At 47.2% G+C, this 16,224-nt stretch carries 6 protein-coding genes; all 6 read left to right on the forward strand.

Going from position 1 to position 16,224, the window contains the following annotated elements; genetic code table 11:
- The first annotated feature begins 218 nt into the window (after positions 1 to 218).
- The 6 genes from QUB20_RS12265 to QUB20_RS12290 all read left to right on the forward strand — a co-directional run bounded on the left by QUB20_RS12265 (position 219) and on the right by QUB20_RS12290 (position 16,201).
- Positions 219 to 4,880, forward strand: a complete 4,662-nt coding sequence (locus QUB20_RS12265) for an amino acid adenylation domain-containing protein (protein ID WP_333246363.1) — start codon at positions 219 to 221, stop codon at positions 4,878 to 4,880.
- A 1-nt stretch (position 4,881) separates the two neighbouring features.
- Complete coding sequence (locus QUB20_RS12270; RefSeq protein WP_333246362.1) at positions 4,882 to 8,154, forward strand: amino acid adenylation domain-containing protein; 3,273 nt, start codon at positions 4,882 to 4,884, stop codon at positions 8,152 to 8,154.
- Between the two features lie 205 nt (positions 8,155 to 8,359).
- A complete protein-coding gene (gene panP / locus QUB20_RS12275) occupies positions 8,360 to 10,048 on the forward strand; it encodes a pyridoxal-dependent aspartate 1-decarboxylase PanP (protein ID WP_333246360.1) in 1,689 nt (562 codons plus the stop codon).
- Positions 10,038 to 11,579 (forward strand): condensation domain-containing protein, encoded by a 1,542-nt coding sequence (locus tag QUB20_RS12280; protein WP_333246358.1) that lies wholly within the window; start codon positions 10,038 to 10,040, stop codon positions 11,577 to 11,579. The genes panP and QUB20_RS12280 overlap by 11 nt, the downstream gene beginning before the upstream one ends.
- A 173-nt stretch (positions 11,580 to 11,752) precedes the next feature.
- Positions 11,753 to 12,811 (forward strand): TauD/TfdA family dioxygenase, encoded by a 1,059-nt coding sequence (locus QUB20_RS12285; RefSeq protein ID WP_333246356.1) that lies wholly within the window; start codon positions 11,753 to 11,755, stop codon positions 12,809 to 12,811.
- Between the two features lie 147 nt (positions 12,812 to 12,958).
- Positions 12,959 to 16,201 carry an amino acid adenylation domain-containing protein gene (locus tag QUB20_RS12290; RefSeq protein WP_333246355.1) on the forward strand — a complete coding sequence of 1,081 codons (3,243 nt, stop codon included), beginning with the start codon at positions 12,959 to 12,961 and terminating at the stop codon, positions 16,199 to 16,201.
- The last annotated feature ends 23 nt before the right edge of the window (positions 16,202 to 16,224 follow it).

The following is a 16,224-nucleotide window of genomic DNA, read 5'->3' on the forward strand; positions in this document are numbered from 1 at the left end:
TCCTCAAGAAAGAGACTCGATCCGTGGGGTCAATCCAAAATCTAAAATCTAAAATCTCAAATCTAAAATCCCATGACCGAGAATTTCTTGATGGTACAAGCCCCCTGATTTATCCGTGGAATCAATCCAAAATCTCAAATCTAAAATCCTCAAGAAAGAGACTCGATCCGTGGGGTCAATCCAAAATCTAAAATCTAAAATCTCAAATCTAAAATCCCATGACGGTGCATTTTTCCGAAAAACCTCTAACAGATACTCGCGACTCTGCAAATACTGCGGAAGAAGAAGTATTTGCATTTCCCACCTCTTTTGCCCAGCAAAGACTGTGGTTTATCGACCAATTTGAACCGGGAAACCCTTTTTACAACCTTCCGGCGGCTGTGTTACTAAAAGGCAGGCTAAATGTAGTAGTGCTAGAGCTAAGTTTCAAGGAAATTGTGCGCCGTCACGAAGCTTTGCGGACGACATTTGCCACTGTAGACGGTCAACCCGTGCAGGTGGTTGGTCAGAAATTTAATTTCGGGCTGCAAGTTTTAGACCTGCAACAATTGGCGGAAACTGAGCGAGAAGAAAAAGTAAAACAACTGGCTGCAGAAGAAGCTAGCAAACCTTTTGATTTAACCAAAGGGCCGCTGTTGCGAGCTAGTTTGCTACAGTTAGATGCTGAGGAATATGTCTTGCTGCTGACGCTACACCACATTATTTTTGATGGCTGGTCAATCGGAGTCTTTCTGCAAGAATTAGCAGCACTTTACGAAGCGTTTTTGATTGGCAAACCATCCCCACTTCCCGAACTTTCCATACAGTACGCCGATTTTGCTATTTGGCAGCGGGAATGGCTTGCGGGCGATCGCCTGCAAACTCAACTTAACTACTGGAAAAAGCAACTCAGCGGCCTTCCCCCCTTGCTGGAATTGCCAGCCGATCGCCCCCGCCCCCCGGTGCAAACCTATCGGGGCGCGAAAGAATCATTCCTCATCCCGAAAACGCTAAGGTCAGCCCTCAAAAAGCTCAGCCGCCAGGAAAATGCCACCCTGTTTATGACGCTGCTAGCAGCCTTTAAAACGTTGCTCTATCGCTATACAGGACAGGCAGATATCCCCGTTGGCTCTCCCATCGCCAACCGCAACCGAGCGGAAATTCAAGGGCTAATCGGGTTTTTTGTCAATACTTTGGTATTGCGAACTGATTTGTCAGGCGCTTCCACTTTTCGGCAGTTGCTCGATCGCATTCGGGAGGTGAGTTTAGAAGCTTATGCTCACCAGGATTTGCCGTTTGAGAAACTGGTTGAAGAGTTGCAACCAGAGCGAAATTTGAGCTACAATCCACTGTTCCAAGTTGCTTTTGTTTTGCAAACTGCACCTGTTGCTGCTGAATCAATCGCCGGACTCAATCTCACTCTTTTAGATGTTGAGAATCAGACAGCAAAAGTTGACTTAACGTTGTATTTAGAAGAAAAGCAGGAAGAAATTAGCGGTCAGTTTGAATACAGTACCGATTTATTTGATGCCGTAACTATTAGGCGGATGGCGGGGCATTTTCTCACGTTGCTGGAGGGCATACCTGCCAACCCAGAGCGGCGGATTGAAGAGTTGCCGTTGCTGGGGGAAAAAGAGCGGCATCAGTTATTAGTAGAGTGGAATGACACCCGCGCCGATTATTCGAGCGATCGCTGCATTCATCAATTATTTGAAGCGCAGGCATATCGAACTCCCGATGCAATTGCCGTCGTATTTGAAGACCAAAAACTCACCTACCGCGATCTGAATGAACGAGCCAACCAACTCGCGCATTACCTGCAAAAACTCGGCGTCAAGCCAGAAGTTTTGGTGGGGATTTGTACGGAGCGATCGCTGGAAATGGTTGTGGGAATTTTGGGAATTCTTAAAGCCGGGGGAGCCTATATACCTCTGGCTCCGGATTACCCGCAAGAGCGTTTGGCTTATATGCTGGCAGATTCTCAAGTTTCAGTGCTGTTAACTCAACAGAAAATACTCGCCAGTCTGCCTAAACATCAGGCGCAGGTTATTTGTCTAGATGCAGACTGGGATCTAATTTCTCAGGAGGCCCAGGACGAGCCTGTCAGTGGCGTGCAAGCTGGTAATTTAGCCTATATCATTTACACCTCCGGCTCTACCGGAAAACCCAAGGGGACAATGATTCTCCACCAAGGGGTGGTCAATTATCTAAGCTGGTGTACGAAGGCTTATGCAGTAGCCGATGCCGACGGCGCTCCGGTTAACTCTTCAATTAGTTTTGACGCCACCATTACCAGTTTATTTTCTCCCTTATTAGTAGGGCGAAAGGTCGTGCTGCTGCCAGAAAATCAGGAACTAGAATCTCTGAGTGATGCCTTGCATTCCCAGAATAATTTCAGCCTCGTCAAAATCGCACCGGCTCAATTAGAGATACTCGGCCATTTGTTGCCTCAAAAGCAGGTTCCCACTGGGACGAAAGCCTTTATTGTCGGTGGGGAAGCTCTCTCGCCAAAGATCGTTTCATTCTGGCAGGCGAGGGCGCCTCACACAAAATTGATCAACGAATACGGACCGACAGAAACCGTCGTTGGATGCTGCGTCTATGAAGTTTCGGCTCAGACCTCGTTATCAGGTTCAATTCCCATTGGTCGTCCGATTGCTAATACTCAGCTTTACATACTCGATCGGTATCTCCAACCAGTTCCCATTGGCGTTGGGGGCGAACTGCACATAGGTGGCGCTGGCGTAGCCCGAGGCTACCTCAACCGTTCAGAGTTGACAGCAGAAAAATTCATACAAAACCCCTATAGCGATGAACCAGGGGCACGCCTATACAAAACTGGCGACAGGGCGCGTTATTTGCCAGATGGCAATATCGAATACCTGGGGCGAATTGATAGCCAAGTGAAAATCCGGGGCTATCGCATCGAATTGGGAGAAATTGAGGAAACCCTGAGACAGCACTCCGCCGTGCGGGATGCTGTGGCGATCGCGCGCGATGACACTTCGGGCAACAAGCGCTTAGTCGCTTATTTAGTGCTTAACCAAGACAAACTCCCAAGTATCAGCAACCTGCGTGCCTACCTGCAAGAAAAGCTGCCGGAATACATGGTGCCTGCTGCTTTCATGACGCTGGAATCGCTGCCTCTAACTCCCAACGGCAAAGTCGATCGCAAGGCGCTTCCCGCACCGGATCGCGATCGCCCAGAACTCGAAGAGGCATTCGCCGCGCCAAGCACGGCTATTGAGAAAATCCTGGCAGAAATTTGGGCGCAAGTATTGGGGTTAGAACAAGTGGGAATTGACGACAATTTCTTTGAATTGGGCGGCGATTCTATCCTCAGCATTCAAGTCATTTCTAAAGCCAATCAAGCCGGGTTGCGACTTACACCAAAACAACTGTTTCAACACCAAACCATTGCACAGTTAGCAGCCGTCGCCGATACAACTGAAACCCAACAATCGGAACAGGGATTAATCACTGGCGAAGTTCCTCTGACACCGATTCAGCACTGGTTTTTCGAGCAAAATCTCTCCGATCCGCACCACTGGAATCAGGCGGTGCTTTTAGAGTTGCGGCAACCTCTCGAACCTGCATTAATTGAGTCAGTTTTGCAAGAATTGCTGAAGCACCACGACGCGCTGCGCCTGCGTTTTGCGCGAGGAGAATCTGGCTGGCAGCAGGAGCTCGCCAATCCCGACGAGGTTGCGACCTTTACCTGCATTGATTTGTCGTCCCTACCTCCAGAGGAGCGAGAAGCCGCTTTCCAAACCGCCGCCACTCAGTTGCAAGTTAGTTTGAATTTGTCAGAGGGGCCATTACTTCGCGCTGCCCTATTTGACTTGGGCAAACATCAGCCAAATCGCTTGTTATTGGCCATTCATCACTTAGCGGTTGATGGGGTTTCGTGGCGAATTTTAATTGAGGATTTCCAGACAGCTTATGGGCAGATTAGCCGCGGCGAAACAGTCGCGCTACCGCCCAAAACAACCTCATTTAAGCAGTGGGCAGAACGCTTGCATGACTGGGCGCGATCGCCCGAATTGCATGGAGAGTTGGATTACTGGTTCGCGCTTTCTCACCAACCAACTTCTCGCTTGCCGGTGGATTTCCCAAACGCAGCCAATTTAGTTGCATCTGAAAAGACAGTATCCGTTGCTTTGAGTGTTGAAGAAACAAAACTGCTCCTGCAAGAAGTACCTGCCGCTTACCGCACTCAAATTAATGATGTATTGCTAACTGCTTTAGGTCAAGCATTTGAACGCTGGACTGGCAATAACTCACTTTTACTTGACTTAGAAGGTCACGGGCGCGAAGATATATTTGAAGCAGTAGATTTGTCGCGCACAATCGGCTGGTTTACAGCAGTTTTCCCCGTTTTGTTAAATTTAGAAAAACATTCCGCTCTAGGGGCTGCGATTAAATCAGTGAAAGAGCAATTACGCGCAGTACCCAATCGCGGTATTGGCTGCGGCGTCCTACGATATTTAAACCGAGAAATTGCTGAGAAATTGCACAAATTGCCGCAATCTGAGGTAAGCTTTAATTATCTCGGACAGTTTGACCAAGTGCTGCCGAAATCTTCTTTATTCATGCTGTCCTCCGAGCCTAGTGGCCCCCTTCGCAGCCCGCGCGGAAATCGGCGTTACCTCCTAGAAATTAACGGATTTATTGCCAGCGGCAAGCTGCAATTAGATTGGACGTACAGCGAAAGCATTCACCGACGAGAAAGCATTGAAAATTTGGCAACGGGCTTTATAGAATCGCTGCGATCGCTAATTCAATACTGTCAGTCCCCCGACGCCGGCGGCTGCACTCCTTCTGACTTTGCAGAGTTTAAGTGGAGTCAGTGGGGCCAGGACGATTTAGACAACATTACTGCAATTTTGGGAGAGCTGTAAGATGAGCAAAGGCAATATCGAAGATTTTTATCCCCTCTCCCCAGCGCAGCAGGGCATTCTCTTTCATTCCCTTTACCAGCCAGAATCGGGCGTATATTTCGGGCAACTGCTGTGCGTCTTGCGCGGCGATCTCAATGTTTATGCGTTGAGAAATAGTTGGCAAAAAGTTGTAGAGCGACATCCCATTTTGCGGACTTGTTTCGTGTGGGAAAAGTTGAAAGAACCCGTGCAAGCGGTGCGTAAGGAGGCTGGATTATCTTGGCAGCAGATGGACTGGCGATCGCTCTCGGCCTCCGCACAACAACAGCAGCTAGAAACGTTCCTCAAAGCCGATCGAGAGCAGGGCTTTGACTTGACATCATCTCCCTTAATTCGCATTGCACTGGCGCAGTTAGAAACAGATACTTTTCAGTTTATTTTGAGCCACCACCACTTAGTTTTAGATGGGTGGTCGCTTTCTATTGTTCTTGAGGAAGTTTTTGCATTTTATCAAGCCTTCTCCCAGGGCGAGGAATTGCACCTCAAACGCCCTCGTCCTTATCGGGATTACATCGCGTGGCTGCACCAGCAAGATTTATCTGCGGCTGAGTCATTTTGGCGGCAAACTCTCAAAGGTTTTACAGCTCCAACTGCGATCGCCCGGAGCAATATTGTCGCGGGAAACCGTTTAGAAAGTAGTGGCGAACAGCAGGTGATATTTTCTGCAACAGCCACCGCCGCACTGCAATCTGCCGCGCGGCAGCATCAGCTAACATTAAATACCCTCGTACAGGCAGCTTGGGCGCTACTTTTGAGCCGATACAGCGGCGAGGAAGATGTGGTTTTTGGTACGGTTGTATCCGGGCGACCGCCAGAGTTAATGGGTGCTGAATCGGTAGTGGGGCTGTTCGTAAATCCTCTGCCAGTGCGCGTAAAAATTGACCCACAGGATTCTATTTTATCCTGCTTGAAACAACTCCAAGCGCAACAAGTTGAGGCGCGGCAGTATGAGTACAGCCCCCTCGTTGAGGTGCAGGGGTGGAGCGAAGTTCCTCGGAGTTTGCCTCTATTTGAGAGTCTCGTTGTCTTTGAAAATTATCCTTCGGATGCTTCTTTGCAGGAGAAGATTCACAACTTAAAAGTAGAGAATATTCGCTCCTTGGAAACAACGAATTATCCTCTAACGGTGATGGCGATGCCCGGTGCGGAATTGACGCTGAAAATTATTTTCGATCGTAGCTGCTTTGAGGACAGTGCGATAGCGCGAATGCTGGGACACCTGCAAACTTTACTAGAGGAAATGACTGCCAATCCTGAGCGGAAACTGTCAGAATTGCCCCTATTGAGCGCCGCCGAACGCCAGCAATTACTTGTCCAGTGGAACGACACCCAAGCGGATTATCCCAAAAATTCCTCAATTCACGAATTATTTGCAGCGCAAACAGAGCGAACCCCAGATGCAGTGGCTGCAATTTGCGAAAATGAACAATTGACTTACCGCGAATTGAATGCCAAAGCCAATCAAATCGCGCATTACCTGCAATCTCTAGGCGTAAAACCCGAAGTTTTGGTGGGAATTTGCTTAGAGCGATCGCTGTCCGGGCTGGTGGCCATTTTGGGCATTTTAAAAGTCGGTGCCGCTTACGTTCCTATCGACCCTGCTTATCCCCAAGAACGCCGATCGTTCATGCTGGCAGACGCAAAAGTTCCCGTGCTTTTGACTCAAAAAAACCTCCTAGAAACCCTCCCCGAACACAACGCTAAAGTCGTCTGTATCGACGCCGAATGGCAGGAAATTTCCCGCGAGAGCGATCGCAACCCCGCTGTTAAAGTGGAAGCTGATAACCTCGCTTACGTCCTCTACACTTCCGGCTCGACAGGCACTCCCAAAGGCGTACTCGGCACCCACCGAGGCACAGTCAATCGCTGTTTTTGGAACCCCTACCCTTTTATCGAATCAGATATTTGCTGTCAAAAAACGTCCTTAAATTTTGTCGATTCGGTTTGGGAAATCTTTGCTCCTTTGCTGCATGGGTTGCCCACTGTCATTATTCGCGATCGATCCGTCAAAGATATTAACCAATTCCTTCAAACCTTATCAAAGCAAAATGTAACGCGACTGGTGCTGGTTCCTTCTTTGTTGCGCGCTATCTTAGATGCTTTCCCTGATTTAGACAGGCGTTTGCCTCAATTAAAGTATTGGATTTGCAGCGGAGAAACTCTGCCGATCGAACTTTGCCAGCAATTTCGAGAGCAGATGCCCCAGCGGGTATTAATCAATCTTTATGGCTCTTCTGAAGTAGCTGCGGACGTGACGTGGTACGATGCAACTCACTGTGTCGAAAAAGTGCCAATTGGTCGCCCGATCGCCAACACGCAAATTTATCTGCTCGATCGCAATTTGCAACCCGTTCCCATAGGAATTCCCGGCGAGATTTACGTCGGGGGCGATGGATTGGCAAAGGGCTACTTAAACCGCCCCGACTTAACCTCGGAAAAATTCATTTCTAACCTGTTTGGGCAAGAAAAATTAGATTTTGTCGGTAATTATCATCAAAAACTTTTGTTCAAAACAGGCGATATCGGTTGTTACCTGCCGGATGGTAATATAGAATTTCTGGGTCGGGGCGATTCCCAAGTAAAAATTCGCGGTTTCCGCATCGAACTCGGAGAAATAGAGGCAGCACTTTCTCAACATTATTCTGTGTCCACCGCTGCTGTTTTGCTTCAGGAAAATGCACCGGGCAGTCAACGCCTAGTCGCTTACCTAGTTCCTAACTCAGGGTTCAGAAATCAGCACCCAGAACTTATTTCCGAACTGCGTTCATTCTTGAAGCAAAAACTGCCCGATTACATGGTGCCTTCAGCTTTTATGCTATTAGATGCGTTGCCATTAACGCCCAACGGAAAAATTGACCGTCTCGCCTTATCTCAAAGGTGCGATTACGTTTCTGATGAAACAGCATTCACTGAGCCACCAACGCCCACAGAGAAAGAAATTGCTGAGATTTGGACTGCTATTTTAGGGATAGAAAAAGTAGGAATTAACCAAAACTTTTTTGACCTCGGCGGTCACTCTCTGATGGCAACACAGTTAATATCGCGAGTGCGATCGTGCTTTGGGGTAGAGCTAGCGCTGTGCGATTTTTTTGCCGAGCCCACCATTCAGAATTTAGCTGAACTGGTCGAGGAAGAAATTCTGCTAAACGCCGATTCTAACCAGATAGATGAATTGCTCGATCTCTTAGAAAAAGTGGATGGAGAGGAAGCACAAACTGTGATGGTGGCTGAGTAAACATCGGGTGGCTAAAAAAACACAAAAAGCCCTTTGCTCCTTAAGGGTTCGGTGGGGAATTGGAGATTTAAAAATCCCATTTAATATCCATTCCGGTTGTATCGGAATGATTAAACCGCAGAGGACACAGAGGATACAGAGAAAGGGAAGAGAGAGATGGATAATTACGATGCTAACAAATTTGATATAACAGGATTGATTTGGCATGAGTAAACTAACAGTAAAAACCAAAAATTCTCAAGATGTAATGGAGCAATTAAAAGCCTCTGTTATCCCACTTGAAGAAAAGTTAATGGAGCTATTCAGTGCCTCAGAAAAGTCATTTTTGGCAGAAGAAGCAATGGAGGAGCGAATTTCTGCCCTAGTTCAAGACTTTTTGTACGCAAAAACCGCTAGTACAGATATTGACTTAGAGTTAATTATTCAGCAGTTTATGGAAAATAAAATTCCCGCCCTTCCTACAGATGTTGGGAATTATATCGATGATTTGACCCAAACCCTCGTTGCCCATTCCATTCACACATCTTCCCCCCGATATATCGGTCACATGACGAGTGCACTTCCCTATTTTGTGCGCCCGATCGCGAAGCTTGTAACCGCGATGAATCAAAATTTAGTCAAGATGGAAACTGCCAAAGTTTTAAGCCCCTGCGAGCGCCAGACTTTGGCAATGATGCACCGATTAATTTACGATTTTTCTGAGGATTTTTATAACCAGCACATTCAAAAAAATGAGAGCACGCTGGGTATCATGGTAACGGGCGGCACCCTAGCTAATATCACCGCCCTGTGGTGCGCTCGCAACGCTTCTTTAGGGCCAAAAAATGACTTTGGTGGCATTGAAAAAGAAGGCTTGTACGCAGCTTTAGAATTTTACGGCTACAAGGGAATGGTGATAATCGGATCGAGTTTGATGCACTATTCTTTTGAAAAGGCTGCCGGTTTATTAGGCATTGGCGATCGCAATCTCCTAAAAATCCCCACCGATTCCAATCACCGCATGGATTTGGCAGCGCTGCGCCAAACTGTAGCCGAATGTCGCGATCGCAACCTGCACATTCTGGCAATTGTCGGTATCGCCGGCAGCACCGATTCGGGAAGTATCGATCCGCTGCCAGAAATAGCCGCGATCGCCCAATCCGCAAACGCTCACTTTCACGTCGATGCCGCTTGGGGCGGCCCCGTGCTTTTTTCCCAACGTCACCGGCACAAATTAGCAGGCATTCAACTAGCAGATTCCGTCACCATAGATGGACACAAACAAATGTATTTGCCAATGGGAATCGGTATGGTTTTATTCCGCAATCCCCAAACCGCCAAAGTTATTGAAAAAAACGCGCCCTACACGGTGCGAAAAGAGTCGAGCGATCTAGGCAAGCGCTCTCTCGAAGGCTCTCGATCGGGTGCGAGTTTGTTCTTGCAAGCCGCCTTGAATATCATCGGCCATCAAGGCTATGAGTTTTTGATAGATGCAGGCATCCATAAAACCCAGCACTTGGCCAATTTAATTCGGGAAAATCCAGCATTTGAATTGCTGCTAGAACCAGAAATTAATATTCTTTTATACCGCTACATTCCAGAAACATTCAGGGAAAAAGCAGCCAAAAAACAACTAACCGAAACAGACAACCACTTCATTAATCAATTTAACGAGCGCCTTCAGGAGGCCCAGCGGCGAGCCGGTCACACCTTCGTATCGCGAACAACCGTGCAAAACACCTGTTATGGCAAAACCATTCCCATTGTTGCTTTTCGAGTCGTCCTTGCCAACCCCCTCACCACTGAAGCAGATATCGATTTTGTTTTAAACGACCAGCTAAAAATAGCAGCAAAGCTTTCCTTAACTATCACAAACAGCGATTACTGCGAGGAAGTGAATCATCATGTCTACTAATCGTTCAGAACGACTAAAAAACCTCTCGCCCCAGAAGCGAGCGCTCCTCCTCAAAGCCTTGGGCAAAGAGGCCGTACAGGCTGAGCAATCTCAGCGCATTCCCAGGCGATCGCAGCCAAATTCTGCTCCCCTTTCTTTTGCCCAGCAACGGCTGTGGTTTCTCGATCGATTGTCTCCCGAAAACCCTGCCTACAACCTTCCGGCTGCTGTGCGGTTGCAAGGGCAATTGAATTTGTCGGCACTGCAACAAACACTCAATGAAATTGTCAGGCGTCACGAAGTTTTACGAACTGCTTTTGCAGAAGTGGACGGGGAACCTGTTCAACTGATTTCTCCTTCCTTGGATTTCGCTTTGTCGGTGGTAAACTTGCGACATTTACCAGAAACTGAGCAGCAAGCTGAAATTGAGCAGCGTACTCTTGAAGAAGCCCAACGCCCCTTTGACTTAACGCGATCGCCCTTACTGCGAGGCACTTTGCTGCAACTTAGTTCGGCAGAATATGTGTTGCTGCTGACGATACACCACATTATTTCTGATGGTTGGTCTATGGGGGTATTGGTGCGAGAAGTGGCCGCACTTTATGAAGCTTTTTCCAATGACAAACCATCTGGGCTGCCTGAACTTGCCGTACAGTATGCCGACTTCGCCAGTTGGCAGCGGCAGCATTTCCAGGGAGAGAAATTAGAAAAACAGCTCGCTTATTGGAAACAGCAATTGGGAGGCGGTTTAGCTGTGCTGTCAACAGATAGGCAGCGCTCTCCCGTGCAAACTTTCCGAGGATCGCAGCAATCTTTTGTGATTTCTGCTTCTTTAACTGAAAGGCTGAAAACGCTCGCCCAGCAACAAGATGTCACCCTATTTATGACGTTGTTGGCAGCATTTCAATCCTTGCTATCCAGCCAAACAAAGCAGGATAACCTCGCGATTGGCTCTCCCATTGCCAATCGCAACCGCCTTGAATTAGAGGAACTGATTGGATTTTTTGTCAATACTTTAGTGCTGCGAGTTGACACCGCAGGTAATCCAACTTTCCGCGAACTACTCAATCGAACACGCGAGGTAGCGTTAGCAGCTTACGCTCACCCCGATGTTCCTTTTGAAAAGCTTGTGGAGGAATTGCAGCCGGAGCGAAATCTCAGCTATAACCCGCTGTTTCAAGTGTGGTTTGTACTCCAGAATGCGCCCATGCCACCCCTGGAGTTAGCTGGTTTGACCTTGAGCATTCTGGAATTCGATGTCGGTATGTCGAGACACGACTTAAGCCTCACTCTCTGGGAGAGTTCAGTAGGAATTCAAGGCTTATTTGACTACAAAACAGACTTATTTGAGGCTGCGACTATTGCCCGAATCGTAAGAGGTTTTCAAATCCTCCTCAACCAGGTAGTCATCCAGCCAGATATCAGGATCGACGAGTTGGCAGAAATTCTTGCCGAAGCAGAAAGGCAGCACCAAATCGAGCAGCAAAAACAAATTCATCTTTCGGGAATTCAAAAATTAAAAATGGCTAAACGCAAAGTTATGAAAAGTTAAAAATGATGGCTCATATCAATTCCGGTTGCATTGGAATGATTAAACCGCAGAGAACGCAGAGAACGCAGAGGAAGAGAACAGAGAGATGAATAGTTCCGATGCTAACGGATTTGATATCAATCTCTCAGGTTTTTTCGGGAAAAAGGGATAAATTTTTCACCAAACCCAAAACTATGACAAATACAGAAACAAAGAATCTCAATTCCCAAAAGTTAGGATTGGTTAGGCGAAAAGCCGTCAGCCTATCCTCAGAGGAATTAGTCAAAACCGCCTACCTCCAGCCCGAAAACCTTCTACCTCTAGTTGTTGGGCCAACAGTAGAAAAATTAAACCTCGCAGGTTGGGCACAGAACAATCGCTCATCAATTGAAACGCAGTTATGGAAGCATGGAGGAATACTTTTTCGAGGCTTTGAAGTCGGCGGGGTGAATGGTTTCGAGCAGTTTATTCAAACTCTTGCTGGCGACTTGTTGGAATATTCTTTTCGCTCAACTCCGCGCAGTCAGGTGAGCGGAAATATCTACACTTCCACCGAGTATCCTGCCGAGCAATTCATCCCACTGCACAATGAAATGGCTTATTCTCGAAATTGGCCGCTGAAAATCGCTTTTTTCTGCGTCAAGAAAGCCGAACAGGGAGGAGAAACTCCGATCGCTAACAGCCGCAAAGTGTTTGAAAGCCTGGATTCAAAGATTAGAGAAAAGTTTGCCCAAAAAAAGGTTATGTATGTGCGAAATTACGGCGGTGGCGTAGATTTGCCCTGGCAAAATGTCTTCAATACTGATAGCAAAATTGAGGTAGAAGAGTATTGCCAAAAAGCGGGAATAGAGTTAGAATGGAAAAGGGGCGATCGCTTGAGAACTCGGCAAATATGTCAAGCTGTCGCTGGGCACCCACACACGCAGGAAATGGTGTGGTTTAATCAAGCTCACCTCTTCCACATTTCCAATCTCGAACCCGCCGTTCGCAAAGAGCTTTTAACTTCTTTTAAAGAGGAAGATTTACCCCGCAATGCTTATTACGGCGATGGCTCGCCCATTGAAGATTTTATCTTAGACGAAATTCGTCGCTGCTATCAGCAAGAAACGATTGTTTTCCCTTGGGAAGAAGGAGATGTCTTGCTGTTAGATAATATGCTAGCCGCGCACGGACGCACGCCATTCTCTGGTTCGCGTCGGGTTGTTGTCGGTATGGCAGAACCGTTTAGGGCGTGTTTTCAAACTCTTCTGTAGGTTGGGTTAAGCGTAGCGCCACCCAACAAATCTACAAAAAATGTTGGGTTTCGTTCCTCAACCCAACCTACAATTTAAGGCAATTCAGGGGAAAGAAAATACGCCCTAGCTGTCAAGACATTTAGGCTTATGAAAGGAACTGTAGATATGCAAAAGGAAACAATCGAAGGGTTTAGAATTTCTCCACAGCAACGGCATCTGTGGGGGTTACAGCCAAATAAAAGCCAACAGACTTATCGCGTTCGAGGTGCAATTTTAATTACCGGAAATCTCGACAAAGAGATGCTTAAAAGTGCGCTCCAAAATGTCGTGAATCGGCACGAAATCTTGCGTACCAGCTTTCACTGCTTGCCAGGGATGACACTACCCCTGCAAGCGATCGCCAGCACTGGTGAAGTTCCTATCTCGGAACACAATCTCAGCGCTTTGTCTCCCGAAGAACAAGAAGCTAAAATCGCAGCGCTTTTTCAGCAACTAAACCTGCTTCCTTTTGATTTTGAGCGCGGCCCACTTTGGCATCTCTCTTTAGTCACTCTGGCGCAAAACAAGCAGCTATTGCTGGTGAACTTCTCTGCCTTAATTGCAGATAGTGCCACCCTGAAAAATTTCACCCGCGAACTCAGTCTTTCCTACTCAGCCTGCGCGTGCGGGGAAGATTTCTCTGATGAGTCAATGCAATATGCCGATATTGCTGAGTGGCAAAATGAGTTACTCGAATCAGAAGAAACGGCAATCGGCCAAGAATACTGGCGAAAGCTGAACATTGAATCTTGGGATTTATTAACGCTTCCTTGGGAAAAGAAGAATTCAGAAGCGGAATTTAAGCCGCTAGTAGAAAGGGTGGAAATTCGGGGTGATTTGTTAAACAGCCTGGAAGTGATCGCCCCAAAGCACAAAAGCGATATTTCTGCCTTCCTGCTAACTTGCTGGCAAATTCTCATTTGGCGGCTTACCAGACAGCAAAACCCGATAATCGGCGTAGCGATTGACGGCAGAAAATATGAAGAATTAGAACACTCTCTGGGGCTGCTGTGCAAATACTTACCCCTAGGATGCCCAGTGCAAGACGAGTTAAATTTCTCACAAGTGAGGCAGCAAGTTGAGCTTAATCTCAACGAGATGTACAACTGGCAAGAATATTTTAGCAGGGAAGAAATCTTAGAAAACGAAAAAACCAGCAGCTTTTGGCCCGTCTGCTTTGAGTTCCAAGGTGAGCCTAAGAACTATGGTAATTCAGACGTTTCATTTTCCCTTGTTCGGCAAGATGCCTGCCTAGAGCCATTCAAAATCAAGCTCTCCTGCCTTCGCCTGTGCAATTCCCTAAGCGCTGAATTTCACTATGATTCCGCTTTATTTGCTGCGGCAGATATAAAGCGCTTGTCAGAACACTTTCAGGCGCTTTTAGAAAGCACAGTCAAAAATCCAGAAGTCGCTATCAGTCAGCTAGACATACTCAGTGATCGCGATCGGCTGAAACTTCTCATTGACTTTAACCAAACTCAAAAAGATTACCCGAAAAATAAATGCGTTCATCAGCTTTTTGAAGAACAAGCAGAACGCCACCCAGACAAAATTGCCGTCGTCTTTGAAAGTGAAAAAATCACCTACCGAGCACTCAACGATCGCGCCAATCAACTCGCCCATCACCTGCAAAACTTGGGAGTTGAACCAGAGGTCGTTGTTGGCATTTGCCTCGATCGCTCTTTAGAAACAATCGTAGGAATGCTGGGCGTACTCAAAGCTGGTGGTGCCTATTTACCGATCGATCCAACGACCCCAATAGAGCGCAAAGCGCTAATGCTAGAAGACGCTCAGGTAAAGGTTTTGCTCGTACAACAGCGGCTCATCGAAAGCTTGCCGAAAACTCAGGCAAATATTGTTTGCATCGATACAGACATTCCCACTGTTTCTGCATCTTACACCGCTCGCGCCTCTTCTGACAATTTAGCTTACGTCATCTATACTTCCGGTTCCACTGGCATTCCCAAGGGAGTCGCGATCGAACACCGGCAACTGCTCAATTACCTGCACAGCATTCAAGAAAAATTAAACCTACCAGCCGATGCCAGTTTTGCTACCGTTTCCACCTTCGCCGCCGACTTAGGAAACACAGCGATTTTCCCCGCCCTTTGTTTCGGCGGTTGCCTGCATATTATCTCCCAAGAACGCGCCACCGATTCAGAGGCACTGAGTGAATATTTCTGCCGCAATTCCATCGACTGCCTCAAAATAGTTCCCTCTCACCTAGCCGCCCTTTTAAATTCCTCTCAACCCCAGTCAATTTTGCCTGGTAAACGGCTTATTTTAGGAGGTGAATCTGCCAACTGGAGCTTAATTAAAACACTTCGCAATCTTGCTCCCAGTTGCTCAGTATTCAATCACTACGGGCCAACAGAAACAACTGTAGGTGTCCTGACTTATCAAGTCGAATTTGATAAAATTGGGTGCGATTTTGACACAGTTCCCCTCGGTCTTCCGATTGCCAACACTCAGATTTATATCTTGGATTCTTACTTGCAACCAGTGCCGATAGGCGTACATGGTGAACTGTACATCGGCGGTGATAATTTGGCGCGCGGATATCTTAACCGCCCTGAATTAACCGCAGAAAAATTTATTCCCAATCCCTTTGACACGCAAGCAAAGACGCGACTGTACAAAACCGGCGACTTGGCTCGCTATTTGCCCGACGGAAACATCGAATTTATCGGGCGAATTGACGGCCAAGTAAAAATTCGCGGTTTCCGCATTGAATTGGGAGAAATTGAGGCGGTGCTGGGGCAACATCCAGATATCGCGCAGGCTGTAGTTGTGGCGCGGGAAGATGCGCCTGGTGAAAAGCGTCTCGTGGCTTATTTTGTTTCTAATCAGAAACAAGCACCTACCCACAAGGAAATTCGCAATTTCTTAACGTCAAAATTGCCGGAGTACATGGTGCCTTCTGCTTTTGTGATACTCAAAAGTTTTCCTTTAACTTCTAACGGAAAAGTAGACCGACGAGCACTGCCCGCACCTGACGAAATGCGACCGGAGTTGACAGGAAACTTGGTCGCGCCTCGCACAAATATCGAGGAAGTTTTAGCCGCTATCTGGGCTGAAGTTCTCAAACTTGAAAAAGTCGGCATTTACGACAACTTTTTTGAATTAGGAGGGCATTCCTTATTAGCAACTCAAGTAATTTCCCGAGTGCGCCAAGCATTTCAGGTCGAGTTGCCTTTGCACCGTTTATTTGAGTCGGCCACTGTCGCCGATTTTGCTGTAGCGATCGCGCAAAAGCAAGCCGAACAAACAGACAGTGAAATGCTCGCTCAAGTTTTAGCAGACCTCGATCAACTGTCAGAAGCAGAAATTCAGGAAATTCTCGCCCAACAAGGAGTCAATCGATTTTAGATTTTAGATTTTAGATTTTAGAT

The organism is Microcoleus sp. B4-C2 (assembly GCF_036705265.1).
Taxonomy (GTDB): Bacteria; Cyanobacteriota; Cyanobacteriia; order Cyanobacteriales; family Microcoleaceae; genus Microcoleus.

Coding starts and splice junctions, on each gene's coding strand:
- QUB20_RS12265 (WP_333246363.1), top strand. CDS start 219: ATGACGGTGCATTTTTCCGAAAAACCTCTAACAGATACTCGCGACTCT.
- QUB20_RS12270 (WP_333246362.1), top strand. CDS start 4,882: ATGAGCAAAGGCAATATCGAAGATTTTTATCCCCTCTCCCCAGCGCAG.
- panP (WP_333246360.1), top strand. CDS start 8,360: ATGAGTAAACTAACAGTAAAAACCAAAAATTCTCAAGATGTAATGGAG.
- QUB20_RS12280 (WP_333246358.1), top strand. CDS start 10,038: ATGTCTACTAATCGTTCAGAACGACTAAAAAACCTCTCGCCCCAGAAG.
- QUB20_RS12285 (WP_333246356.1), top strand. CDS start 11,753: ATGACAAATACAGAAACAAAGAATCTCAATTCCCAAAAGTTAGGATTG.
- QUB20_RS12290 (WP_333246355.1), top strand. CDS start 12,959: ATGCAAAAGGAAACAATCGAAGGGTTTAGAATTTCTCCACAGCAACGG.